At 38.4% G+C, this 25,833-nt stretch carries 23 protein-coding genes, 1 riboswitch and 1 other annotated feature; of the genes, 18 read left to right on the top strand and 5 right to left on the bottom strand.

The annotated features are described in order from the left end of the window. The first annotated feature begins 241 nt into the window (after positions 1 to 241). A complete protein-coding gene (locus NV349_RS15555) occupies positions 242 to 958 on the top strand; it encodes a hypothetical protein (protein WP_036124362.1) in 717 nt (238 codons plus the stop codon). 83 nt (positions 959 to 1,041) lie between these two features. On the opposite strand, the gene NV349_RS15550 is transcribed toward NV349_RS15555, so the two are convergent. Then, positions 1,042 to 2,322: a replication-associated recombination protein A gene (locus NV349_RS15550; RefSeq protein ID WP_036124360.1), complete on the bottom strand. Its 1,281-nt coding sequence runs from the start codon at positions 2,320 to 2,322 to the stop codon at positions 1,042 to 1,044. Positions 2,323 to 2,526: 204 nt separating this feature from the next. On the opposite strand from NV349_RS15550, the gene cymR reads away from it, so the two are divergent. From cymR to NV349_RS15525, 5 genes are all read left to right on the top strand, one after another. Beyond that, positions 2,527 to 2,946, top strand: a complete 420-nt coding sequence (cymR, locus tag NV349_RS15545) for a cysteine metabolism transcriptional regulator CymR (RefSeq protein WP_008181126.1) — start codon at positions 2,527 to 2,529, stop codon at positions 2,944 to 2,946. Between the two features lie 402 nt (positions 2,947 to 3,348). After that, positions 3,349 to 4,497: a cysteine desulfurase family protein gene (locus NV349_RS15540; RefSeq protein WP_036124356.1), complete on the top strand. Its 1,149-nt coding sequence runs from the start codon at positions 3,349 to 3,351 to the stop codon at positions 4,495 to 4,497. A gap of 76 nt (positions 4,498 to 4,573) precedes the next feature. Beyond that, positions 4,574 to 5,698 carry a tRNA 2-thiouridine(34) synthase MnmA gene (mnmA, locus tag NV349_RS15535; protein WP_058844058.1) on the top strand — a complete coding sequence of 375 codons (1,125 nt, stop codon included), beginning with the start codon at positions 4,574 to 4,576 and terminating at the stop codon, positions 5,696 to 5,698. Positions 5,699 to 5,772: 74 nt separating this feature from the next. After that, positions 5,773 to 6,432 (top strand): tetratricopeptide repeat protein, encoded by a 660-nt coding sequence (locus tag NV349_RS15530; RefSeq protein WP_058844059.1) that lies wholly within the window; start codon positions 5,773 to 5,775, stop codon positions 6,430 to 6,432. 170 nt (positions 6,433 to 6,602) lie between these two features. Then, on the top strand, positions 6,603 to 8,045 hold the full coding sequence (locus tag NV349_RS15525) for an MDR family MFS transporter (RefSeq protein ID WP_101966500.1): 1,443 nt from the start codon (positions 6,603 to 6,605) through the stop codon (positions 8,043 to 8,045). Between the two features lie 143 nt (positions 8,046 to 8,188). Here the strand turns inward: NV349_RS15525 and NV349_RS15520 are convergent, their stop codons facing one another. The 4 genes from NV349_RS15520 to hisA all read right to left on the bottom strand — a co-directional run bounded on the left by NV349_RS15520 (position 8,189) and on the right by hisA (position 10,949). Continuing rightward, positions 8,189 to 8,911 (bottom strand): GTP pyrophosphokinase, encoded by a 723-nt coding sequence (locus NV349_RS15520; RefSeq protein WP_036124348.1) that lies wholly within the window; start codon positions 8,909 to 8,911, stop codon positions 8,189 to 8,191. A 16-nt stretch (positions 8,912 to 8,927) separates the two neighbouring features. Then, positions 8,928 to 9,566 (bottom strand): hypothetical protein, encoded by a 639-nt coding sequence (locus tag NV349_RS15515; RefSeq protein WP_271910491.1) that lies wholly within the window; start codon positions 9,564 to 9,566, stop codon positions 8,928 to 8,930. Between the two features lie 331 nt (positions 9,567 to 9,897). After that, complete coding sequence (locus NV349_RS15510) at positions 9,898 to 10,185, bottom strand: hypothetical protein (RefSeq protein ID WP_036124345.1); 288 nt, start codon at positions 10,183 to 10,185, stop codon at positions 9,898 to 9,900. After that, the gene (gene hisA / locus NV349_RS15505) at positions 10,182 to 10,949 is read right to left on the bottom strand and encodes a phosphoribosylformimino-5-aminoimidazole carboxamide ribotide isomerase (protein ID WP_271910490.1); all 768 of its coding nucleotides are present in this window, start codon (positions 10,947 to 10,949) and stop codon (positions 10,182 to 10,184) included. Before hisA ends, NV349_RS15510 begins: the two co-directional genes overlap by 4 nt. Positions 10,950 to 11,137: 188 nt before the next feature. Here hisA and recD2 point away from each other — a divergent pair, with 188 nt between their 5' ends. The 12 genes from recD2 (at position 11,138) to NV349_RS15445 (ending at position 25,828) form a co-directional block, all read left to right on the top strand. Continuing rightward, positions 11,138 to 13,570 (top strand): SF1B family DNA helicase RecD2, encoded by a 2,433-nt coding sequence (gene recD2 / locus NV349_RS15500; protein ID WP_058844063.1) that lies wholly within the window; start codon positions 11,138 to 11,140, stop codon positions 13,568 to 13,570. Positions 13,571 to 13,707: 137 nt separating this feature from the next. Beyond that, positions 13,708 to 15,141: a 4-hydroxyphenylacetate 3-monooxygenase, oxygenase component gene (gene hpaB, locus NV349_RS15495; protein WP_271910489.1), complete on the top strand. Its 1,434-nt coding sequence runs from the start codon at positions 13,708 to 13,710 to the stop codon at positions 15,139 to 15,141. 56 nt (positions 15,142 to 15,197) lie between these two features. Then, positions 15,198 to 15,363: riboswitch (M-box (ykoK) riboswitch) on the top strand. Between the two features lie 247 nt (positions 15,364 to 15,610). Further along, a complete protein-coding gene (locus NV349_RS15490; protein ID WP_036124338.1) occupies positions 15,611 to 16,576 on the top strand; it encodes a magnesium transporter CorA family protein in 966 nt (321 codons plus the stop codon). Positions 16,577 to 16,643: 67 nt separating this feature from the next. Next, positions 16,644 to 16,861, top strand: a binding site (T-box leader). 114 nt (positions 16,862 to 16,975) lie between these two features. Further along, a complete protein-coding gene (gene alaS / locus NV349_RS15485; RefSeq protein ID WP_271910488.1) occupies positions 16,976 to 19,636 on the top strand; it encodes an alanine--tRNA ligase in 2,661 nt (886 codons plus the stop codon). 156 nt (positions 19,637 to 19,792) lie between these two features. Further along, entirely contained in the window at positions 19,793 to 20,059 is a 267-nt protein-coding gene (locus NV349_RS15480; protein ID WP_004226839.1) for an IreB family regulatory phosphoprotein, read from the top strand. Positions 20,060 to 20,061: 2 nt separating this feature from the next. Further along, positions 20,062 to 20,478 carry a Holliday junction resolvase RuvX gene (gene ruvX / locus NV349_RS15475; protein ID WP_036124334.1) on the top strand — a complete coding sequence of 139 codons (417 nt, stop codon included), beginning with the start codon at positions 20,062 to 20,064 and terminating at the stop codon, positions 20,476 to 20,478. A 19-nt stretch (positions 20,479 to 20,497) separates the two neighbouring features. Continuing rightward, entirely contained in the window at positions 20,498 to 20,806 is a 309-nt protein-coding gene (locus NV349_RS15470; protein WP_036124332.1) for a DUF1292 domain-containing protein, read from the top strand. A 286-nt stretch (positions 20,807 to 21,092) separates the two neighbouring features. Continuing rightward, positions 21,093 to 21,620 (top strand): DUF1292 domain-containing protein, encoded by a 528-nt coding sequence (locus NV349_RS15465; RefSeq protein ID WP_036124330.1) that lies wholly within the window; start codon positions 21,093 to 21,095, stop codon positions 21,618 to 21,620. Positions 21,621 to 22,453: 833 nt separating this feature from the next. Beyond that, entirely contained in the window at positions 22,454 to 23,263 is an 810-nt protein-coding gene (locus NV349_RS15460; RefSeq protein WP_036121966.1) for a MetQ/NlpA family ABC transporter substrate-binding protein, read from the top strand. A gap of 39 nt (positions 23,264 to 23,302) precedes the next feature. Further along, complete coding sequence (locus tag NV349_RS15455; protein ID WP_271910482.1) at positions 23,303 to 24,382, top strand: methionine ABC transporter ATP-binding protein; 1,080 nt, start codon at positions 23,303 to 23,305, stop codon at positions 24,380 to 24,382. Beyond that, positions 24,375 to 24,977 carry a methionine ABC transporter permease gene (locus tag NV349_RS15450; protein WP_271913602.1) on the top strand — a complete coding sequence of 201 codons (603 nt, stop codon included), beginning with the start codon at positions 24,375 to 24,377 and terminating at the stop codon, positions 24,975 to 24,977. Before NV349_RS15455 ends, NV349_RS15450 begins: the two co-directional genes overlap by 8 nt. Before the next feature lie 14 nt (positions 24,978 to 24,991). Further along, entirely contained in the window at positions 24,992 to 25,828 is an 837-nt protein-coding gene (locus NV349_RS15445; RefSeq protein WP_271910481.1) for a MetQ/NlpA family ABC transporter substrate-binding protein, read from the top strand. The last annotated feature ends 5 nt before the right edge of the window (positions 25,829 to 25,833 follow it).

Genomic DNA, 25,833 nt, shown 5'->3' with positions numbered 1-25,833 from the left:
AGCCTATACGACAAGAATCTACGTAACTTTTGTAAGTAATTCTCGTTTTTCTATACTAGAAAAAAGTGGATTTACTTGCTTCGTTTTGTTTCGTGGGTTCTTTTTTGTTATTTGGAAAGTAAAAAAAGACCATTTTACTTAAAGGGAATTATGATTTTTTGTCGAATTATAGTTAAAAAATGGGTTCTCCTATAATCATTTTATTCAACACTGTAAGAACTTATTGAAAGGGGGCTAGGCAATGATTGTAAACGGTATAAAATTAGATTTGGCGAATTTGGAAAAACCGCTTTTACTAGTTAGTGAGGAAGATGAGCATTTATTTCAACGACTTATCCAACCAACGATTGAGAAGGAACTTATACAGTGTCAATTAGCGCTCTCTACAAGAAAATCTATTTCATTGGTCAAAGATATTTGGTTGGCAATGTATAGGGATCGAGAAAAGTTATACATTAATAGTGGTCATGCCATGCTGTACCCAATTCGTTTAATTCTTTTTGAATTAGTGACACAAGCAGAATCTTTCCAGCGCTTAGCAAAAAAGTCGCGTGGTGATGCATGTCTTTCCCTTATATATGCAGTTATTCTTATACAATTTGTCTTGCAGTGGTTAAAGGATCGGTTTAGTGGAAACCAAGAGGTATATGGTGCATTAAAGCGGTTATACAGAGTGACGGATGATGAATTAACTAGAGAGCCATCCTATGAAACAAGAGAACAAAAAATTGCACAAGCTATTGCTGTAAAAGCAATTCGCTTTGAAGTGAGAGAAAACAATCAAGAATTCGCGAGTGTGTTGTATCAATCGTATAATTTGATTGTTTTTTTGCATAGTAAGGTCAATGAAGAGGATGGGAAAGAATCCCTTCTGTCATCACTTCGACATGTAGCAGAACCATTAAATTTGTTTTATAAAGAGCGATACACAGCAAATAACCAGAGCTTTACAGGATGATCATCAAAGCAGCCCATCCTGTTATTTTGTAAAAAAGCAAAGTCACTATCAGTACTGGAAATCGTGACTTTGCTTTTGTGCTGTTATTGATGGAACGATTTGAGCTTTTCATAGATGCCTGCCATTCGTTTTTCTTCTCCAGCAATAACAGGTTTATAAAATTCTGTTCCTACAAGTTCATCCGGTAAATATTGCTGGTCTACCCAACCACCAAAAGTGCCAATGGGTGTGTTATGTGGATATTGATAGCCAACATGTCCTAAATCTTTCGCTCCCTCGTAATGAGCATCTCGTAAATGATGAGGAATATCACCCGTTTTGCCTTCATGAATTGCTGTAATGGCAGCGTCTATTGCAGCTATGGCAGAATTGGATTTAGAGGCAAGGCACATTTCTATGACGGCGCTTGCGAGTGGAATACGTGCCTCAGGTAACCCTAGTCGTTCGGCTGCTTGGATGGCAGCCAGCATATGAGGACCAACATCGGGATTGGCAAGACCAATATCTTCATAAGCCATCACAAGCAGGCGCCTGCTGACGGCCACTAAATCGCCTGTTTCCAGTAAATGCGCTAAATAATATAAAGCAGCATTGGTATCACTGCCACGTACAGATTTTTGCAAGGCGGAAAGTAAATTATAAAAATGTGAACCTTTTTTATCGCCATAAACACCGATTCGGTTAATGAGATGCTCAATAACATGATCGGCTGCAAGCGTCTGCCCATCAACCTCATCACTCGCATAATAAATGGATTCTAGTAGTGTTAATGCCTTCCGCGCATCCCCGTTTGCGGCTCCTGCAATTTGCTCAATTTGAGTGGGTGTTAATACAAAATGATATTTACCTAACCCTCGTTTTTCATCTGCTAGTGCTTTTTCAATCAACTCAATTAAATTTTCCTTTGTTAGTCGTTTTAGCTGGTAAATTTCTCCACAGCGTGAACGAATAGCTGGATTGACGTCATGGTAAGGATTTTCTGTTGTGGCCCCAATTAATACAATTGAGCCATTTTCAACATGTGGTAACAAAGTATCTTGCTGTAATTTATTGAAACGATGAATTTCATCCAAAAAAAGAAGTACTTTTCCGGAGATTCTGGCTTCTTGTACAATATCCTCCACATCTTTTTTGCCAGCTCGCGTTGCATTGAGTGCAAAGAAAGGGAGCTTGGAGCTTCCTGCAATGGCATTGGCAATAGAAGTTTTACCGATTCCAGGTTCTCCGTATAGCAACATGGAAGGTACATGTTCATTTTGAATCATTTTATACAGGGCTGTATTGGGACCAATGAAATCCTGATGCCCAACTATTTCATCAAGGGTTAAAGGACGCATTCGAAAAGCGAGTGGTTCATTATGCAATTTAGTTCCCCCTTTCAGTCGTTGTCATTTTTTGCTTCGACCATGTTTATACGCTAAAATAAAGCGCTGATTGTTATTTTTGAACGATTTTTAATCGCATTTATTAGTATATCACATCCTTCTAGGTGTATTTCCGAGTTCATCAAGAGGAGATTATGATATACTGTTTGTAGTATTTTGACTAGACTAATTGAGGGTGATAAAATGAAAATTTCAACAAAGGGCCGTTACGGGCTTACGATTATGATTGAATTAGCAAAGCATTATGGTGAAGGGCCGATTCCATTGCGTAAAATTGCTGCGGAAAAGGAGCTTTCTGAAGCATATTTAGAGCAATTAGTGTCTCCGCTTCGTAATTCAGGCTTAGTAAAAAGTGTACGTGGTGCTTATGGTGGTTATATGCTAGCGAATCCACCTAGCGAAATTTCAGCAGCCCATGTTATTAGTGTGCTAGAAGGGCCTATTCAACCAGTAGAGGGTATTGAAAATGAGGAAGCGCCACAACGAGAGTTATGGCTACGTATTCGCGATGCAGTAAAAAATGTGTTAGATACAACGACAATTGAAGACCTAGCACAATATACAGAAGAAAATGTAGCGGAAGGTTACATGTTCTATATTTAAAATGTTCGAGCTAAAGTGCTACGCCCGCATCAATCTCATTCATTTTGTGAAATAGTCTTATCGCAATGGCTATTTTTACGATGAGTGATGTGGGTTTTTGCGCTTCTGATCTTGATTCAGGAGAGGACTCCACTTATGAAGGGTGAGCTGAATGCGGTGCTGATTTTTTCAGTGAGTGTTCAAACGATCACTGAATCAAGATAAAGTCTCTGGCGAAAGTCACAGATTTTGAAGAGAGGTCTGCATGATGCAGGTCAGTTACCGTTGTCACAGAATGTGACGAGAGTAGGCTAACTGTTACTCATTAGTTTGAAAAGAATGGACGTATTGTTTATCTGCGCGAAAGTGAAGTGTCAGCGGCAATTACGTCGAGGCGTAATTGATCAAAAAGGAGTTTTCAACATGAATTCATATATTTATCTCGATCATGCGGCTACATCTCCGATGAATGGCCAAGTAATAGAAGCGATGACGACTGCTATGCAGCAGGTTTTTGGCAACGCATCAAGTATTCATGGCGCAGGTCGAGAAGCACGAAAATATTTAGACAATGCACGTGAGTTATTAGCGAAATCCATCGGTGCCCAAGCAGGGGAAATTATTTTCACAAGCGGCGGCACGGAAGCTGATAATACAGCCATTTTAGGCACTGTCTATGCCCGTGCGAACGAAGGGAAACACATCATTACAACACAAGTAGAGCATCATGCGGTGTTACATACTTGTGAAAAACTTGAACGCGATGGCTTTGAGGTGACCTATTTACCAGTAGATCAATTGGGACGTGTAGCGGTTGAAGATGTTCAAGAAGCCCTTCGCGAAGATACTATTTTAGTGACGATTATGTATGGTAATAATGAAGTAGGTACAATTCAGCCTATTGCTGAAATTGGTGAGCTATTACGTGAGCATCATGCCACATTCCATACAGATGCAGTTCAAGCTTACGGCTTGGAGAAAATAGATGTAAACCAATTACAGGTGGATTTATTGAGTGTATCTGCACATAAAATCAATGGTCCTAAAGGTGTTGGATTCCTTTACCAAAAGACAGGAACACCGTTAGCGAGCTTTGCTCTTGGGGGCGCACAAGAGAAAAAACGTCGCGCAGGTACTGAAAATATTCCAGCCATTATTGGTTTTGCGACTGCTGTGCAAGTTGCAAATAAGTTGCGTGAAGAAAAGCGTTCACTATACAATCACTTTAAGCAAATTATGCTCGAAGTTTTTACACAGGAAAAGCTAGCGTTCCATGTGAATGGTGAAGAAAAGCATTCATTGCCTCATGTACTAAATATTAGCTTTAAAGGGATGGAAGTAGAATCGTTTCTAGTGAATCTTGATATGGCAGGTATTTGTGTATCAAGTGGTTCAGCATGTACCGCTGGTTCGATTGATCCATCGCATGTGTTAGTAGCGATGTTCGGGCAAGGAGCAGAGGAATTACGAAACTCCATCCGATTTAGCTTTGGGCAAGATTTAACGGAAAACGATATACGCGATGCAGCGGAAAAAACAGCTCAAATTGTGAAAAAACTAGCTACCAAATAATTTGCGCAATACGACGTTATGTTTCTATAACTTTTGAAGCATCAACTGTAATTAGATAAAAGAAAAGGTGACCACAATGAAAGAAACACGTGACCCCTCACAAATTCGCGTTGTCGTCGGCATGTCAGGTGGGGTAGATTCATCGGTGGCTGCATACTTGTTAAAACAACAAGGGTATGAAGTAATCGGGATCTTTATGAAAAACTGGGATGATACGGATGAAAACGGTGTTTGTACAGCGACTGAAGATTATGATGATGTGATTAAAGTGTGCAATCAAATCGGTATCCCATACTATGCTGTCAATTTCGAGAAACAATATTGGGATAAAGTTTTCACATACTTTTTAGAAGAATATAAAGCAGGGCGTACACCAAACCCTGATGTGATGTGCAATAAAGAAATTAAATTTAAAGCATTTTTGGAGCATGCCATGAACTTAGGCGCCGATTACTTAGCGACAGGACACTATGCACGTATTGATCGAAGTGTTGATGGTGAAGTGAAAATGTTACGTGGCGTTGATGATAACAAAGATCAAACATACTTTTTAAATCAACTATCACAGGAGCAATTAGCCCATGTGATGTTCCCAATTGGCGATATTGAGAAGAAAGAAGTGCGTAAAATTGCAGAGGAAGCTGGACTTGCCACTGCCAAGAAAAAGGATTCAACAGGTATTTGTTTTATCGGAGAACGTAACTTCAAGGAGTTTTTGAGTCAATATTTACCAGCTCAACCTGGCAAAATGGAAACAATGGATGGCGTTGTGATGGGACAACATGATGGTTTAATGTACTATACACTTGGGCAACGACATGGTCTTGGTATTGGTGGAGACGGTGAGCCTTGGTTTGTGCTAGGGAAAGATTTAGAGCGTAATGTGTTACTTGTTGGACAAGGCTTTGACAATGAGTTTTCATACTCTACATCATTGACTGCTGTGAAAATGAACTATACTTCGACAAAAAAATTGCCTGGGAAATTTTCTTGCACAGCGAAATTCCGCTATCGTCAAACAGATACACCAGTAGAAGTAGAAATTTTACCAGATGGTCGTGCACACATTACATTTGCAGAGCCTGTACGTGCGATTACACCAGGACAAGCCGTAGTGCTGTACAATGGTGATGAATGTATGGGTGGCGGTACGATTGACGAAGTCTTTAAAAGTAATGAAAAACTAACATATGTTGGATAACTTGTGTTAAGACTGCTCTTACTGCCTCTTGGCTTTCTAGAAGCAGTCTTTCGCTACATAGAGGTGAAGAACGAATGAATTATAATGAACAGGGCATTCAAGCATTTCAAGAAAAACGTTATGAGGATGCTGCCCAACTATTTACAAAAGCAATTGAAGCAGAGCCCGAAAATGCCATTGGTTATGTGAATTTCGGCAATTTGTTAGCTGTGTTAGAGGATACAGAACGTGCAGAACGTTTCTTCCAAAAGGCGATTACTGTAGATGAAACTGCAGCGACAGCTTATTACGGTTTAGCCAATTTATATTATAATGCGGAACGCTATGCGGAAGCTGCAAAACTGTATGAACAAGCACTTAAACATCAGATTGAAGGGGCAGATGTTTATTATATGATGGGGAAATGCTTTGAGCGTATGGAGAACTCAAAACTAGCATTGCCCTATTTACAACGTGCCGTAGAAATTGCGCCAGAAGATACACAAATTCGTTTAACCTATGCGATTGTGCTATGTGCGCTAGAAATGTTTGAAGAAGGGAAGAGGGAACTGGATCTCTTAATCGAGCAGGATTGGAATAATGCAGATGCACATTATAATTTAGGCGTGCTCTATGCCGTTTCCACAGAACAAACGGAAGATGCGATGTATCATTTGAAACAAGCCTTTACATTACAACCTGAATATGACCAAGCACGATATATATATGATATGATTGCCCAACGATTTAACTGATAGATGATTAGCAGCGAGTGTCAATTGATGAACTTGCTGCTTTTTTCTATCAAAATGCAAGGCAATCTATAAATCTCATTTATTATTTTTCAGCAAATGAATTCCTTCTTCTTTTATTTTTCGTTCAAACTTGGTAATGTTTGTTATGCAGGAAAGGAAAAGGTGACAGGATGAATAAAGTATTTATTGCACTATTACTTGTAACAGCACTTGCCGCAATTGAAGGAACAATTGTAAGTACGGCTATTCCAAGTATTACAGCTGATTTATTAGGCGTAGACTTAATTAGCTGGATTTATTCCGCTTATTTACTAGCTTCTGCTATTGCTGCGATTATTTTTGGCAAGCTAGCTGATTTATTTGGACGCAAGCGGATGATTATTACAGGGATTATTATTTTTTTAGTAGGCTCGATGTTATGTGGTTTAGCCCAATCGATGGAGCAATTAATTGTCTTTCGTGCAATCCAAGGTATTGGTGCAGGTTCAATTTTACCCATCACATTAACAATGGTTGGGGAGCTGTATAAGACTGAAAAAGCGCGTGCCAAAGGACAAAGCTATTTAAGTATGGTATGGGGCGTGTCTGGCGTAGTTGGTCCATTATTTGGAGGTTTTATTGTAGACCAAGTGTCATGGCATTTTATTTTTTTCATTAATGTACCATTTGGTTTAGCATCTATTTATTTAATTGCGAAACATTATAAAGAGCAAATAGAAGCGGTGAAGCGTAAAATTGACTACCTAGGTGCTGTACTATTTACAATTGGCATGGTGGCGTTGTTATTTGTGATTATCGAAAACAGTAAAACGCAGGCTTGGTTATCAGGTCAATCATTGCTAATGTATCTAATTGCGGTTGTCTTCCTTAGTATTTTTATTTGGGTGGAATTACGAGCTGAAGAGCCAATTATTCCGTTAGCACTGTTTAAAAATGGGCGACTAATGGTCATAAATGCCTTAACATTAAGCGGGATGTCTATTGTGATTGGTGTAACGGTTTATATTCCGATATTTGCCCAAAGTGTTCTTGGTAAAAATGCAACACAAGCAGGTTTATTATTAACACCGATGTCTATTTTCTGGACGGTAAACTCCATTATGGCAGGTTATTTAATCGGGCGTTTAACGAATAAAAGAATTATTCAAATGGGGACAATTTTACTGGTTACGGGTACTCTATTACTGGCAAGACTATCTTCAGGTTCTAGCGATTTCAGCGCTTATTTCGCTTCATCATTAGTTGGGCTAGGAATGGGCTTTATCATGCCAATGTTGATGATTTCCATTCAAAAGGTGGCAAATCCTAAGCAGCTTGGCATCTCAATTGGTTTAAACTCCTTTACAAATACATTTAGTCAAGCGATTGGGGCAGCACTATTTGGGATGATTTTTAACTTAGCAACGAGTGAAAAAATGGCTTCATTAGGAAAAGGTGAAATTCAATTAAATGGTGAATTTGCAAGAGGTGGCTTTAGTCTAGAAGAAGTAAGCTTTTTAAAAGAAACTATTGCGAATGGCGTAAGCTATGTTTATGTCGCTACCTTTGTTTTTGCCATTTGTGCCCTTATTTTCTCCTTCTTTGTAGCGACGAAATCCAAGGAGCAGGCATAATCGTTACAAAGCTTTAAAACTGTAAAAATCCACCTCACTCTCTGTGAAAAAGAACATTGGACAATTGGGTCTTTTGCTTTTCTCACCGAAAGCTAGGTGGATTTTTATGTTCATTTAGTTTTGGTCATAATGACAACGGAGTGTCATTGATTGTTAGGTAGTTCTGTTAAGTATTTCGCTAAATGTGAAATAGGGGTACTGTCTAGTAATGATGGCTCTGCTTCATTTTCTTTTAAAATATTGATCTCTTTATTCAAACGCTCCATTTTTCGATCTAATTCGGCTGCTTGTAGTGCGGCTTCTTTTAATTCAATACGAATATGCTCGGGTACATCTTTGTTATACTTATAATAAATTTTGTGCTCCAAGCTTGCCCAAAAATCCATTGCTATTGTACGAATTTGGATCTCTGTGTAAACCTTTTCCATATGGTCTGACATAAAGATAGGAATTTTAATAATGAGATGTAAGCTTTGGTAGCCATTTTCTTTTGGATAAGCAATATAATCCTTCACTTCAACAACCTCAATGTCATGCTGTGCCTGTAACATGGCACTAACCTTGTAAATATCTTCCACGAAAGAGCAGGTGATGCGAGCGCCTGCTATATCACGAATATTTTCACGAACAGCCTCCATGGATGGGGGAAGCTCTTTTTTCATCATCTTCGCTAAAATACTTTTCGGTGATTTTACACGAGTGGAAATATGCTCAATTGGATTGTATTCATGAATCAACTTAAATTCTTCTTGCAATATATTTATTTTCGTTTCTACTTCCTGTAGAGCAAATTTGTAGGCTAAAAAGAAACGTGTTAATTCAGTTTGGAATGTTTTTAAAGAGTTTACCTCTAGTCCAGTTTTCATAGTTTGTAAATCCTTTCTAGTTGGTTTGTGCCATTTTTATTTTCTGTGTGGCTGTCATCCCAATGAGATAGCCAATAATGGGTGAAATTCCATAGCCCATAATAGGCATTGGAAAATGGCCAAAGAAAGTGACAAGAATTGTCATCAAGAAATAGAGTCCTAATATATCTTTTTTCCATGTGATAAAGAATGGATAGACTAACAATAGAAGGGCTCCAACTCCTAAAATAAGTAACATACTTCCCATATCTGCTACTAAAAATATTATTTGCTCTACATATGGTACAGGAGCTAAATGATCGATGTAAATCCAGGGTGTAAAGACATATAGGGTTAGTATGATTAGCGTAATATACTGCCATTTAGGGTTTTCTATAGCTCGCCATAAAATAATGGTGGAGGCACAAGCAAAAGCAGTAATTTGCCCTGCATCTGGTTGCAATAGTAAAATACCACCTATGAGAATCATGAATCCTATAACATATGGTACATAATTACTTTTTGATAGCCTCCACAAATAAACAATGAGCATAGGTAAAATAATACTGGCCATATAAAAATTGAATGGACCCAAAGTTACCCATCGGTGGACACCCTCTAAGCCATTAAACCAAAAGGGCAGAATAAGTAAAATAGTTAAAATAGATGTGACCAAAAGAGGGTTCTTATGTAGTTCTATTAGGGGTGTTTTATTTAAAATGACATAGCAAAAACAAACGCCTAACATCCAGATGAATATATTTTGTATCTAAATACTTATGTCTACACCGTAGAAGATCATAGCGATCGTTCCTATAAGAAGTGCGGGAAGCATAAAAAAATAAGGTAGTATATGTTTAATATGGAGTTTAGTCATGTGACCCCCTTATACGTAATGCTATACAATATATAACTCATATGACAAACAAAAGGTTTCAGAAATTGTTGAAAGGAATAGAGGAGACGGAGGTGAGAAAATGAAAAAAAGGAGCTAGTGCCCCTTCGGTTTAAGTAATAATTTCAGCATTTAAGTTATAGCGCTTATTAAACTCATCGACAAAAACCTGTAAATCAATATATGTTCCGATATACGGTTCTGTTTCTTGATCGCGTAACAAGCCACAAGTTGCCTTTAATGATTTTGAAAACTCTAGTAACATTTGTTCGTTGTCCAGTTGCACGTGAATCGCAAGAGAATGATCTTTTTTATTTACTTTAAAATATTTACCATCTATGATTCTCTCTAAATTTGTTTCTTGAAATGGAAAAACATAATCTTTATAAATTAGCTTCACAAGATCCCACCTCTTTCACAATAGTTTACTACATCTGTATAAGGTAACTCCCCACCAAAAATAGAGAGGGCACTGCCAATGGTTACATGCAATTTTCCGTTGGCTAATTGATTAAATTTTTCTAAATCCTCCAGCGAACGAACACCACCTGCATAGGTAGTAGGAATAGAAGTCCAGGCAGCTAAATCCCTTACTAGGCTTTCCTGCATTCCCCCCTTTTTTCCTTCAACATCGACGGCATGAATTAAAAGTTCATCACAAAAATCTTCTAGATAGGCAATAGATGCTGCATTGACTTCGAAGTGACTATATGTAGTCCATTTATCTGTCATGACAAACCACTTTCCATCACGCATCTTGCAGCTAAGATCAATGACTAGACGTTCTTTACCTATCAGTTGGTTTAAACACTTTAAACGTGCTAGGTCTAGCTGTCCATCATGAAAAATATAGGATGTCACGATAATATGCGAAGCGCCTGCTTCAATATATTTTTGTGCATTATCAGCCGTGATGCCGCCACCAATTTGTAAGCCCTGAGGATAGGCTGCTAAAGCGGCTAAGGCGGCTTCTTCATTCCCAGAACCAAGCATGATAACATGTCCACCTGTTAAGCGATCTTTTGCAAACATTTGTGCATAGTAGCTAGCGTCATGTGTAGAAATAAAATTTTCTACGACAGCTTGATTTGCATAACCCAAAGTACTTCCTACAATTTGTTTTACTTTGCCATCATGTAAATCGATGCAAGGTCTAAATTCCACTAACTTCACAATCCTTCCGTGCGCTAATTCTTATTTATCATAGCATGGAATAAGAGATAAAGGCAGAGAATTGTCATTTGTCGCAATAATGTAAAAATAAAGTAGAGAATACATTTTTATCTACGATATTTTGATGAGGCTATGGTAAAATAAAAAGATTGAAGACAATAAGAAAGGACGGACCGAACATGACCGATCATCTAGATTTATTTGAACTCAATAAATTCTTTATACTCGGACGTCCAATCGTCTCTATCTTTCATAATGCACAAAATATGTATTCGATTGTACGTGTGAAAATACAAGAGACGAACTTACAATATGAAGATAAAGAAATTATCGTTGTTGGTTATTTTCCACCATTACAAATGGATGAACAATATCGTTTTACGGGTATCTTAAAACAGCATCCTAAATATGGTGCTCAATTTCAAATCGAGACATTTACGAAAGAGGTTCCTGCAACTGAGCAAGGGATTATTCATTATTTATCTAGTGACTTATTTGTAGGAATTGGGAAAAAAACGGCTGAAACGATTGTAGAAAAACTAGGGGCTAATGCTCTTCGTGTTATTTTAGAAGATCCTAGTGCACTTGACGCCGTTCCACGCTTATCCACTGAAAAAAAAGAAGTTATTCATCGCACCATCGAACAAAATCTAGGCCTAGAACGTGTGATGATTCAACTGAATGAGTGGGGCTTTGGTCCACAGCTCGGTATGAAAATCTATCAAACCTATCGAACTGAAGCCATAGAATTACTAACTGAAAATCCATATCGCTTGATCGAAGATGTTGAAGGCGTTGGTTTCTTTCGGGCTGACGAATTAGGGGCTAAACTAGGAATTACTGGTAAACATCCTGATCGTGTCAAAGCAGCGATATTTCATGTGTTAAATACAGCTGCTTTATCAGATGGACACGTCTATTTAGATGCGGAGCATGTCCTACCGCTTGTAAAGGATATGCTTCAACAAAGTCAGCGGCAGGAGATCCCGTTTGAGGACATTTCTAAAGCCTGTATTGAGCTACGTGAAGAAGGTAAAATTTGTGGTGAAGAAACTAGATTATATTTACCATCCCTTTATTTTTCTGAAGTAGGGATTGCCTCTAAAATCGTATCGCTCATTGAGCGAAATAATAAGGCTGAGCATTTTAGTAAGGACGAAATTAGAAAAGCCATTGGAGAAACAGAGGAGCTACTCAATGTCACCTACGCTGAGACACAAGCAAATGCTATTGAACAGGCTTTAAATTCAGCCGTCATGATTTTGACAGGTGGACCGGGTACTGGAAAAACAACGGTTGTACGTGGAGTGGTTGAAGTTTATGCAAAGCTACATGGTTTATCATTAAATCCAAAAGAATATGCTCAAAAAGAAGAACCATTTCCTATCATCCTTTGTGCACCAACTGGACGTGCTGCCAAGCGGTTAGCTGAATCAACTGAGCTTCCTGCAATGACCATTCATCGTCTACTTGGCTTTACAGGGCAAGAAAAAGAGGAAGAAACAGAGCGTGAGGTAACAGGAAAGCTCATCATTGTGGATGAAATGTCTATGGTGGATACATGGCTTGCCCATCAGTTATTAAAAGCTTTACATGAAGATGTCCAGGTTGTTTTTGTAGGGGACCAGGACCAGCTTCCACCAGTAGGGCCAGGACAGGTGTTAAAGGATTTATTAGCATCAAAGCAACTGCCAACTGTTGAACTAACAGATGTTTATCGACAAGCAGAGGGCTCTACAATTATTGAGCTTGCCCATCAAATTAAAAAGGGAACGATTCCAAATGATTTAACAGCTAAAACATCTGATCGTTCGTTTATAAAGGCTTCAGCCGATCAAGTTGCCAATGTTGTCACGCAGGTTGTCAAAAGTGCAGTAGCCAAAGGACAGGAAATTCGCAATATTCAGGTGCTAGCACCCATGTATAAAGGTACGGCTGGTATTGATAATTTAAATAAAATGATTCAAGAGCTCATTAATCCAAATGATACGGGAACAAGAAAAGAGCTGGTCTTTGGTGATGTGACTTATCGCATAAAAGATAAAGTACTTCAGCTGGTCAATCAACCTGAGAGCAATGTTTTTAACGGGGATATGGGCGAGGTCATCAGTATTATTAAAGCAAAAGAAACGATCGAAAAACAGGACTTACTGATCGTATCCTTTGATGGTATCGAGGTAACTTATCAACGCAGTGATTTGAACCAATTGACACTAGCCTATTGCTGCTCTATTCATAAATCTCAAGGCTCTGAGTTTCAAACAGTTATTATGCCAGTTGTCAGAGGATATTCAAAAATGCTGCGGCGTAATCTCTTATACACAGGGATTACTCGTGCTAAAAACTTTTTGATTTTATGTGGTGAACCCGATGTACTTGCAGATGGCTTACAGCGTACAGATGACCTACAGCGTTTCACTTCTTTACGTGCAAGACTTAATCCGATGGATATCAATGAAGAAATTGTGGAAGTAGAGGCTATGTCAATAGAGGAGCAGGAGTTGAACAATCCCGTCTCCATAGCACAAAAGCTAACAGTAGAAACAGCACCATATATTCATCCAATGATTGGGATGAATGATATCTCCCCTTATGATTTTTTAAATGACTAAAATAATTACTATTTGCTGTATATGCCCGATTAGACTGTCTAGTCGGGCTTTTCTATTTAGCCCATCGTCACCTAATATTTGGACATTTCATATACTAGGTGAGTACAAAAACATAGGGAATGTATAGGGGTGACAGCATGCCAATAATGACAGGGCAACAGTATATTGAACGTATAGATGCTTTAAAAACGTATATTTCGATTGATGGGGAAGTCGTGACAGGAAAGGTGTCAGAACATCCTGCATTTAAGGGGATTATGCAGAGTCAAGCAAAACTTTTTGACTTACAACATCAAGGGGCTCTTCTTGAAAAAATGACCTATGAATCGCCAACTAGCAAGCAGAGAGTTGGCATGTCTTTTCTTCAAGTAATGACGCCAGAAGATCTTGTGAAAAGGCGCCATGCGGCAAGGGAATGGGCATTATCTTCCCATGGTTTTATGGGGAGAAGCCCAGATTATATGAATACGACCTTAATGGCCTTAGCTTCAGCGTCAGACTTTTTAAAAGATAAGCCAAATTGTTTTCCAGAGCATTTACTGAAGTTTTATGAGTATGCTCGTGAGAATGATATTACTATGACCCATACCTTTATCGAACCACAGGTAAACCGTAAGCGCTATTATTATGAGGATGAAGAAGTGACGATTGCTGCCAAAATTATTGACAAGACGAGTGAAGGTTTAATCATTAAAGGGGCGAGATTACTAGCAACACAGGGCGGCATAACGGATGAACTGCTCGTTTTATCAACAAATGGTTATGATGAAGGAAAAGGTTTCGGCTTTTCGATACCGAGTAATACGAAGGGCTTAAAGTTTTTATGTCGCCAATCTTTTGTAGGTGGAGATTCCTCATTTGATTATCCATTAAGCTCTCGTTTTGAAGAAATGGATGCGATTGTTGTTTTTGATGATGTAGTTGTCCCTTGGGAACGGGTTTTTTATTACGAAAATGTAGATGTTGCCAATCAATTTATGAATGTTAGTGGCTTCCAAGCATACAGTTTACATCAAGTACTTTCTCGGCAAATTGCGAAGACTGAATTTGTATTAGGTGTTGTGCAGTCGATTGTGGACACCATTAATATCGGTGATTACCAACATGTACAACAAAAAGTAGTGGATGTAATTGTGACACTAGAAACGATGAAGGCAATGCTCGTAAAATCAGAAATAGATGCACAGCGAGATATGTTCGGCTTTCTTCGACCAGACCTCTCAACTTTGCAAGTAGCCATTCAAATTTTCCCGAGAGTATATCCGACTTTTACGGAAATCATCCAACAACTTGGGGCAAGCGGCTTAATGTCCATACCAAGTGCCAAAGCATTTGCAGCAGATGAAGGCGATCTTGATCACTATTTGCAATCATTCCAAGATAAAGGCGAAGAGCGAGTGAAAAAATTTCGTTTAGCTTGGGATTTAACAATGAGTAGTTTTGGCACAAGGCAAACACTGTATGAACGCTTTTTCTTTGGTGATCCAGTGCGTTTATCTAGCCTGCTCTATCAATCGTATAAACGGGACCACTTCGTGCAAAGAGTAGAAGACTTTTTGAAAAATGAATGATTTACAGTTTGACAGTTTGAATTCAATCCGCTATGATTTATAGGAATAAAAGAATAACATCCCTTCGTTAGGTGAGGCTCCTATGCTGGAGATACGCTACTACCCAAAAATGTCGAGAGACGCCAATGGGTCAACAGAAATCATCGAAATAAGGTGTTTTTTAACGTAGCTGGACATATTCCTATGCCGCATAGTGCTAAAACTCAACGTTTGAAGGTAACACGCATGCAACGATTTTTTATTGCTCTTTTTTGATATGTGTATTCAACACGCCTTCATTCGTAGAAGGCGTGTTTTTGTTATGAAAGGAAGGTGATGAGAAATGGATAGTAGTCCTGAACCGAATAAGTATCATTCTAGGCAAACGGAAACAAATAAAAGGCATCCATTTCGGATCACCAACGCAGACAAAAGGCGATAAAGGATGACCTTTTGTTTCCCTCAATAACAAAACATGAGGTGAAGTGCAATGATTAAAATCCACTATTTTAATAGCAGCAACAAGACAGTCCAACATGATTTCAACATGAAGGATTTACAACTACCTATTCATAATGAAGATTTATTATGGGTAGATTTATATGCGTATAGTTATAATGAATTGAATAATATAGCAGATGTATTTGGCTTTCATCCATTAGCAGTTGAAGATTGCTTACATGAAGGCTCCCGTCCGAAAATGGACAATTATGGCGATTATAAATTTTTTGTTTTCCATGCACCCATTTATAATGAAAAAAGTAATAATGAAATTACAACCGTTGAGCTCAATATTTTTATGGGTCCAAACTATGTTGTCACTGTACACAAACGGAAATTGCAATGGCTAGGTCACATGGAAAATGTTTGTGTTAATCGTTCCGAATATATGGAAAAGGGTACTGATTTTTTATTGCATACCATTATAGATGGCATTACAGATGAATATTTTCCAGTATTAGAGCGAATTCGAACTCGCATAGATGAACTAGAAGAAGAAATTTATGAGTATCAACCTAAAGTAGTGACTGAGGAATTTCTTGCACTAAAGCGGGCCATTATTTTAATTCGCCAGGCCATCATGCCGCAAAGAAGAATTTTTTCAACAATCAATGGTCAGTGGAAATTTGAGATACAGGAAGAAAATATCCCATTCTATAAAGATTTAAATGACCATCTAGAACGTATTGTTGACTCTACAGAGACATACCGCGATTTAGTTAACAGTACGCTCGACACATATTTTTCAATTAATAGTGGTAAATCCATTGAAAAGCTGAATTTACTAACAGTTATTTCTACAATAATGTTACCATTATCTGTGATCACTAGCTTTTTTGGTATGAATGTGCCGTTACCTTATCAGGATTCACCTATTGCAACGATTGCAATCAGTGCTTTTCTAGTGCTCTTTACTTGGGGTATGTGGGTATATTTTAAAAAAATGATTGCTTAGATAGCATTAGTCATAGTAGTACTAATTGACAGCACAATAGATTTTTTTTATAATTTCGTTAGAAAAAGTAAAAACGATGATGGAAAAAGTACGTATTTGTGCGTGTACAAGAAAGGGATTTCTAGGCTGGAAAAATCCTCACGACAGCAAATGCCGAAAGCTACTCCAGAGTGCAGCTAATCCCTGCCGTTCACTGACGTTACAAGTGCTAAAGAGGTAAGTAAGCATTTTTTACTTACAACTAGGGTGGTACCGCGAGACAAATGACAAGTCCTCGTCCCTTTTTTGGGGATGAGGGCTTTTTTTATTTTCTTCGATAGTACTCTCCAAAGTGTAATTCATGTAGATCGCAGGATTCTTATCGTGATTTTACAATATAAAATAGGAGGAATTTATCCAATGAAAGCAGTAGATATTCGCCGTATGTATTTGGAATTTTTTAAAGAAAAGGGACATCATCATGAGCCATCAGCGCCACTTGTGCCAATAAATGACCCATCACTACTATGGATTAACTCAGGTGTTGCCACTCTTAAACCATATTTTGATGGTCGTGTTATTCCTGACAATCCACGTATTACGAATGCACAAAAATCGATTCGTACCAATGATATTGAGAACGTTGGGAAAACAGCTCGTCACCATACATTCTTTGAAATGTTAGGAAACTTCTCCATTGGTGACTACTTCAAAAAAGAAGCAATCCATTATGCTTGGGAGTTTTTAACGGATAAAAAATGGATGGGCTTTGATCCAGCGTTATTATCTATCACAATTCACCCTGAAGATCAGGAAGCATATGATGTTTGGCATCAAGAAATCGGTATTCCTGAAGAGCGTTTAATCCGTTTAGAAGGAAACTTCTGGGATATTGGAGAAGGTCCATCTGGTCCTAACTCAGAGATTTTTTATGATCGTGGTGTAGAATATGGCTCAGATGAAAATGATCCTGAAATGTATCCAGGTGGGGAGAACGAACGTTATCTCGAAATTTGGAACCTTGTGTTCTCGCAATTCAACCATAATCCTGATGGTACATACACACCCCTACCAAAGCAAAATATTGATACAGGTATGGGCTTAGAGCGTATTGTATCTGTTGTTCAAAATGTACCAACAAACTTCGATACAGATTTATTCATGCCAATCATTGAAAAAATCGAGGAATTTGCCAACCGTAAATATAAGCGTCCTAGCGAAGTAGATTTAAATGAAATTTTCGGCTCAGAAGAGGATATTAATACACCGTTTAAAGTTATTGCAGACCATATTCGTACAGTAGCTTTTGCCATTGGCGATGGTGCTCTTCCTTCAAACGAAGGACGTGGTTATGTATTGCGTCGTTTATTACGCCGTGCTGTTCGTTATGCTAAACAAATTGGCATTGAGAAGCCATTTATGTTTGAACTGGTACCAACTGTAGGGAAAATCATGGAAGACTTCTATCCAGAAGTAACGGAGAAATGTGAATTTATTCAACGTGTCATTAAAAATGAAGAAATTCGTTTCCATGAAACATTGGACGGTGGTTTAGCAATCTTTAATGCAGTAGTGGAATCGCAAAAAACAGCTGGCCACGATTATATTCCTGGTGCAGATGCCTTCCGTTTATACGATACGTATGGCTTCCCAATCGAATTAACAGAGGAATATGCAGAAGAAGTGGGCATGAAGGTTGATCATGAGGGCTTCGAGGCAGCGATGGAAGAACAGCGTGAACGTGCTCGTGCAGCTCGTCAAGATGTTGATTCTATGCAAGTACAAAATGAAGTATTAGCAAACTTAACAGTTGCAAGTGAATTTGTTGGCTATGATACGTTAACGGTTTCTACTGAAATCGCTGCAATGATCGTCAATGGTCAAGTAGCAAAAGTTGCTTCTGAAGGACAAGAAGCATTCGTTATTTTAGCGAAGACACCATTCTATGCAGAAATGGGTGGTCAAATTGCTGATAGCGGTACTATTTCAAATGATCGTTTTACGGCTATCGTAAAAGATGTTCAAAAAGCACCGAATGGTCAACCGCTTCATACAGTAGTAGTTGAATCTGGTGAAATGCATGTAGAAGATGCAGTGCAAGCAGTGGTCAATCGTGATGACCGTAATTTAATTATTAAAAACCATACAGCGACACATATTATGCAACGTGCATTAAAAGATGTGCTAGGCGATCATGTTAATCAAGCTGGTTCATATGTAGGTCCTGACCGATTACGTTTTGACTTCTCTCATTTTGGTCAAGTTACAAAAGAAGAATTACAGCAAATCGAGCGTATTGTAAATGAGAAAGTGTGGGATGATATAGAGGTCGTTATTGAAGAAAAAGGCATTGACGAAGCGAAAGCGATGGGTGCAATGGCATTGTTCGGTGAAAAATATGGCGATGTAGTTCGTGTCGTATCAATAGGAGATTATTCGATTGAGCTATGTGGTGGTATCCATGTCAAACGTTCTTCTGAAATTGGCTTCTTCAAAATTGTTTCAGAAGGTGGTATTGGTGCAGGTACTCGCCGTATTGAAGCTGTGACAGGTAAGGTTGCCTATGAAGCAGTAAAAGAGGAAGAAGCTTTATTAAATGAGGCAGCAGCATTATTAAAAGCAAACCCTAAAGATATCGTGACAAAAGTGCAGGCATTGCAGGCTGACTATAAAGAGTTACAACGAGAAAATGAAGCCTTATCCCAAAAAATCGCAAATGCACAGGCAGGAGCTATCGTTGATGCAGCACAAACAATTGGTGATGTGACAGTTCTATCGACAAAAGTAGAGGCGAAGGATAATAATCAACTGCGTCAAATGATGGACGACTTAAAAGTGAAAATGCCAAAAGCAGTTATTGTTCTTGGAGCGGTTGATGGCGAAAAAGTTATGTTATGCGCTGGGGTTTCCAAAGAATTAGTTGGTGGCAATTACCATGCAGGGAATATTGTGAAAATGGTTGCAGAAGCTTGTGGCGGTAAAGGTGGCGGTCGCCCAGATATGGCGATGGCAGGTGCAAAGGATGCCTCAAAACTTGAAGAAGCATTAGTTTCTGTGTATGATTATATTAAATCCATTTAACTTCTTTCAACGAAAAGAAGTGAAAGCCTCTGGCTGATTCCGAACGTAATTATGCCGAGGTATAATTGATAATACGCCAAAACATGTTATAATAAAGAGAAATTGGAGATGAGCTTGTCTGCACATCTCCTTATTTCTGAAAGCGAGGTGCTGGTCATGAGTTCATTTGATCAAACGATGAAATTTAATTTTCCAGAAGAATCAATGGAACAGGAAGTCAAGCAAGTAATGTTGAAAGTACATTCTTCATTAGAGGAAAAGGGATATAACCCTATCAATCAGATTGTTGGTTACTTACTTTCTGGTGATCCGGCGTATATTCCTCGCCATCAGGATGCTCGTAATTTAATTCGCAAGCTTGAGCGTGACGAAATTCTAGAGGAGCTTGTTAAATTTTATATTAAAAAGAATAACGAGGACTAGAAATGAGAATTATGGGATTAGACGTTGGGTCGAAAACTGTTGGGGTTGCTGTTAGTGATGCACTCGGGTGGACTGCCCAAGGTATTGAAACCGTAAAAATTGATGAGGCTAACGGAGAGTTCGGTATTGACCGCATCGCCGAGCTAGTAAAGGAATATGCTATAACAGAATTTGTTGTAGGATATCCGAAAAACATGAATAATACGGTAGGACCGCGTGGAGAAGCATCTGAGGACTATAAAAAGTTGTTGGAAGAAACATTTTCACTACCGGTTAAGTTATGGGATGAACGTTTAACGACGATGGCTGCAGAACGTATGCTAATCGAAGCGGACGTGAGTCGCAAAAAGCGCAAGCAGGTCATTGATAAAATGGCGGCTGTGATGATTTTACAAGGCTACTTAGATAGCAAAAATTAATTGATGAGGTGACTTAGGCATGACACACGAGCATAACCATGAAGAAGAACTACATGTTCAACACATTACAGTGATTGACGAAAACGGAAACGAGCAGCTTTGTGAAGTGATTCACGTTCATGAATCTCCAGAGTTTGGCAAATCATATGTGTTTTACTCAATGGTAGGCGCAGAAGAAGATGAAGATGGCTCAGTTGAAATCTTCGTATCTTCATTTGTACCATCTGAAAATGGTGAAGATGGTGAATTAACGCCAATCGAAACTGAAGCAGAGTGGGATATGGTAGAGGACGTTTTAAATGCTTTAGAGGATGAAAACGAAGAATAATCTTCTAACTCAAAGCTTGGAACAAGGATCGCAGCTTGCATTCCTTGTTCCTTTTTTATTGAGCCTCTGTCTAGTAGTTGAATTGTGGAGATACATGTCGGTTTCGCTCAAGAGTGTTGTAAATCGTTCGTAAAGTGAGAGAAACCGCTCAAAAGTAGGGTGACAGCACTCATCAAATGACTGGAACTACTCAAGAGCCCGCTAATAAAATACTCAACAATAATAGCGTGGGGGTAAATAAAATCCACTTAATAAATGACAGCAAAGGTATAAAGGAGGAACCCAAATGAATGAAGAAACACAAGAATTTACGATAATAGTCGAAGGTGGCAAAGAGCAAAAATGCCGTGTGGTCTTTACATTTGATGCAGAGGACAAGTCTTATGTGCTATTTTCACTTGTAGATGACAAGGGGCAAGAAATCCCGGGGGATATTTCAGCGATGACCTTTGATTATGATGACAATACGGGTGAAATGGCCAATTTACAGCCAGTTGAAACGGATGCCGAATGGGAAATGATTAATGAGGTAGTGTTGACACTTCTTGATGAATTCGATGCAGAGCCCCAGCTTATTACTGTGACCAATGAAGATGGAACAGATCAAATTTGTGAGGTTATTCATACTTTTTCATCTGAGCAATTTGGTAAATCGTATGTTTTATATGTTCCAGCGACGGATGAACCTATGGAAGAACGTGATATTTTTGCAGCTCAATATTTGTCTGGAAATGACGGTTCTATAGAAGAATTATTACCAATTGAAACGGATGAAGAATGGGCCTTTGTTGAGGATGTATTAAACGAATTGTAAAAACTGTGAGTGGTTGTTAGCCACTCACAGTTTTTTATGTTGTTGAAAAAAGGTGATGTCAATAGCAGAAAAAGAACCTTTAGCAAGGCGAGGGGTTGATTTCCGTTGCACCAGCGTCCTTTCCAGGGGGTGTCCGATGAGCCACTTCACTTACTGCGTTCGCTCCAGGGTCTCCTCTGTGACGCTAAATCCCCTAGGAGTGACGCTGGCTCCACTCCAATCAGCCATTCTGCAAAAGTGTCTTTTCCTGAACAAAATAGCCCATTATTTATATTATAAGAGAGGATAGCCTCTCTTACTTTCAATGTGGAGAAGTGATGTGTGACAACACCCCTCCATAAAGAGTAGTAAAGACCTTTGCTAAAAAAGGCAATATTTTTGTGGGTTGGAGTGGAAGGCTACTTGACTCCCGTGGGATAGCGAGACAGGCGAGCCTCTAAACGGAGCGGTAGCAGAGGAAGCGGCTTGGCGCTCACCCACAGGAAAGCAAGTAGCCTGCAACGGAAATCCTTTTTCACCTTTCGCAAAAATGCTGTGAATCGTTTTGTTTTTCAATACTATGAAACCTCTGAGTGGTTGTTAGCCACTCAGAGGTTTTTGTTTTATTAATAGAAATTTTCTATCAAGGGTCTAAAAATATTCTATCTGTAAATGGGATTTTTGCATTTTCGATTAAATTTAATGGATTTTCGAGAAAAAATATGCATTTCAACTTTTAGTTTTCTGAATTTTTTAATAAATGAAACAAAAGGAGTATTGACCAATTCTTAGTAAATAGATAAGATTTGGTTTAAATTAAACCAAGTAAATTTATTAATTAAGGAGGTAATGTGATGAGACTAGGTTGGAAATGGCTTATCGGTGCATTGGTAATAGGCTTGTTGGCTGGTTGCACAAACAAAGAAGAGGCTACTAAAGAGGAGATTGTAACATTAAAAGTAGGGGCAGCCAATGTTCCTCATGCGGAAGTATTGGAGTATTTAGCAAAAGATATTGAAAAAGATGGAGTGAAACTAGACATTACCATTATAAAAGATGCTGTGCAAGCGAACCAACAAACGGCAGATGGTGAGTTGGATTTTAACTATTTTCAACATGTCCCTTTTTTAGAACAGTCGAATAAAGAAAGTCATTTAGATTTAGTCAGTGTAAAAGGAATTCATATTGAGCCATTTGGTGTGTACTCAAAAAAAATAAAAAAAATTAGTGATTTGCCACAAAATGCAAAGGTTGCTGTACCTAATGATGTTGTCAATTTCTCAAGAGCGTTACTACTGTTTCAAAATAATGGTTTGATTGAATTAGATAAAACGAAGAAAGGTGATTATACAGTCGAAGATATTGCGAAAAATGAGAAGAGTATTCAATTTATAGGTGTTGATTCTCCACTACTTGTTCGTTCATTAGATGATGTAGAAGCAGCTGCTATCAATACAAATTACGCATTAGAAGGGGGCTATAATCCTGTGAAGGATGCACTGATTATAGAAGATTCAGAATCACCTTATGTCAATATAATAGCCTCGACAAATGAAAAAAAGGATGATCCAGCTATACAAACAATTGTTAAGTGGTTAACAAGTGAAAAGGCACGTTCGTTCTTTGAAGATCAATATAAAGGTGCTGTTGTCCCAGCATTTTAAAGCTGTGCAATCACATAAATGCTAAGGAGGTAGACGTGCATGATTGAGTTTATTGAGACAACAAAAGAATTCCAGGTCGGTACTTCGACTGTAACGGCTCTAAATAAAATCAATTTAACAATTCAGAGGGGGGATATTTTTGGTGTTATCGGTTTTAGTGGTGCTGGTAAGAGCACACTGATTCGGACAGTAAATTTACTGGAGGAGCCAACATCTGGGCAAGTACTTGTGAATGGCAAAGAATTAACCACGCTCACTAAAAGGCAGCTTCGAGAGGAGAAGAAAAATATCGGCATGATTTTTCAACACTTTAATCTCCTGCATTCTAAAACAGTATTTGAAAATGTAGCAATGCCTTTAATCATAAGTGGAGTAAAAAAATCAAATTTGGAAGGTCAAGTAAAAGAGGTTTTAGCATTTGTTGGTTTAGCAGACAAAACGGATCGCTATATTGATGAGCTATCAGGCGGGCAAAAACAAAGAGTCGGCATTGCAAGAGCATTAGTGACAAAACCAACTATCCTTTTATGCGATGAAGCAACTTCGGCTCTCGACCCACAAACGACCAAATCGATTTTAGCCTTACTGAAGAAGGTCAATATCGAGTACGGTATTACAATTTTAATGATTACTCATGAAATGGAGGTTATTCGGGATATTTGTAATCGTGTCGCTGTCATGGAAAATGGAAGAATTATTGAAACAGGCAATGTACTTGAAATTTTCTCCTCACCAAGAGAAGAGACAACTAAAAATTTTGTCCAATCGGTTGTTCGTGATGAAGTTCCACCTTCTGTTTATGAGCAGCTAAAAAGTATAGATGCTTCTAAAAAAATTTACAATTTAAAATTCATAGGAGTAGACGTTGGGCAGCCGATTGTCTCACAGGTGGCGAAAAAGTTTGCTGTAGATGTCAATGTTTTATTCGGCAATATCACAGAATTACAAGGAATTCCATTCGGCCATTTAATCGTGGAGCTCGTTGGTTCTGAAAAAGATATACAAAAAGCATTTCTTTTTATTCAGGCTAAAAATATTCAAATAGAGGAGGTTGTTGCACGTGAAAGTGAGTACACAAATCATTATCGACGCGGTTCTAGATACGCTGTACATGGTTAGCATTTCCTTATTTTTTGGCGCTATTTTAGGCTTTATTTTAGGGGTAATCTTAGTTGTGACGAGAAAAGGACATATTCTTGAAAATAAATTAATCTTCTCGGTTGTCAATCCGATCGTCAATACATTGCGCTCCATTCCATTCATTATTTTACTTGTTGCAATTATTCCATTCACAAGATTACTCGTTGGCACTGCCATTGGTACGACTGCTGCCATTGTGCCGCTAATCTTGCATATTGGACCATATATTTCAAGATTAATAGAAAATTCATTATTAGAGGTGGATGAAGGCATCATTGAAGCAGCCAAAGCAATGGGAGCCTCTCCATTTCAGATTATTCAAAAATTTTTGTTACCTGAAGCCTTCCCATCGTTAATCTTAAGTGTCACAACTGCAACGATTGGGCTTGTTGGTGCGACGGCCATGGCTGGAGCTGTTGGAGGTGGTGGTTTAGGTGATGTTGCCATTACTTACGGATATCAACGCTTTGATAATACAACGATTTTGGTTACAGTAGTCATTTTAGTTGTACTTGTGCAAATTATTCAAAGCATTGGCAACAGTCTTGAACGAAAAATACGTAGGGTGTCTTAGGGGAGAATGTGAGCATGAAAAAACTGAAATATTTAATAGGGCTTTTTACATTACTATTGTTACTAATGGCATGTGCAGAAGCGGATGAAAAAGATACTGTGAAAGTGGGTATCCGTAGCTCGGAATTGAAAACATGGGCGTATATAAAAGAACAGGCTAGTGAGGAAGGTATTAACTTGGAATTAGTAACATTCTCTGCTCAATATGACCCAAATCAAGCATTGGCAGAGGGAGAAGTAGATATTAATGCTTTTCAACATGTTGCATATTTAAATTTATTTAATACGAACAATAACTCGGATTTACAGGCAATTGGCACAACAATAATGGCATCAATTGGCTTATATTCAAACAAATATAAATCGCTAGATGATATAAAAGAAGGCGCAAAAATTGCTGTACCAAATGATCCTTCCAACTGGGGTAGAGCTTTGCTACTGCTTCAGGAGCATGGACTACTAACAGTAACGGATGATTTTGATGGTAACGGTGGAGAAGACCGTATTAAGGATAATCCCAAAAACTTAATCATTTTGCCTGTTGATGGTGCAACAACGCCACGTGTGATGGAGGATGCTGATTTTGCCATTATTAATAATGGAGTTGCTGTAGAAGCTGGTCTTTTATTGAAGGATGCCATCATTCACGAAAGTGAAACAGCTAAGCCATTTATTAATGTTATCGTGGCAAAGGCAGAAGACAAAAATAATGACATATTGAAGAAAATCGTGGAAATTTATCAGCGAGATGAAACGGGGAAGTTTATTAAAGAAGTGTCAAATGGTAACTATATTCCAGTGGAGCTACCACTGGATGAATTAGCAACATGGAAAGATTTCTATTCATATTAGGAAGG

The sequence above is a fragment of the Lysinibacillus sp. OF-1 genome (assembly GCF_028356935.1).
GTDB lineage: Bacteria > Bacillota > Bacilli > Bacillales_A > Planococcaceae > Lysinibacillus > Lysinibacillus fusiformis_D.
The sequence above is the reverse complement of the archived record's forward strand: the minus strand, read 5'-3'. Positions and strand labels throughout refer to the sequence as shown.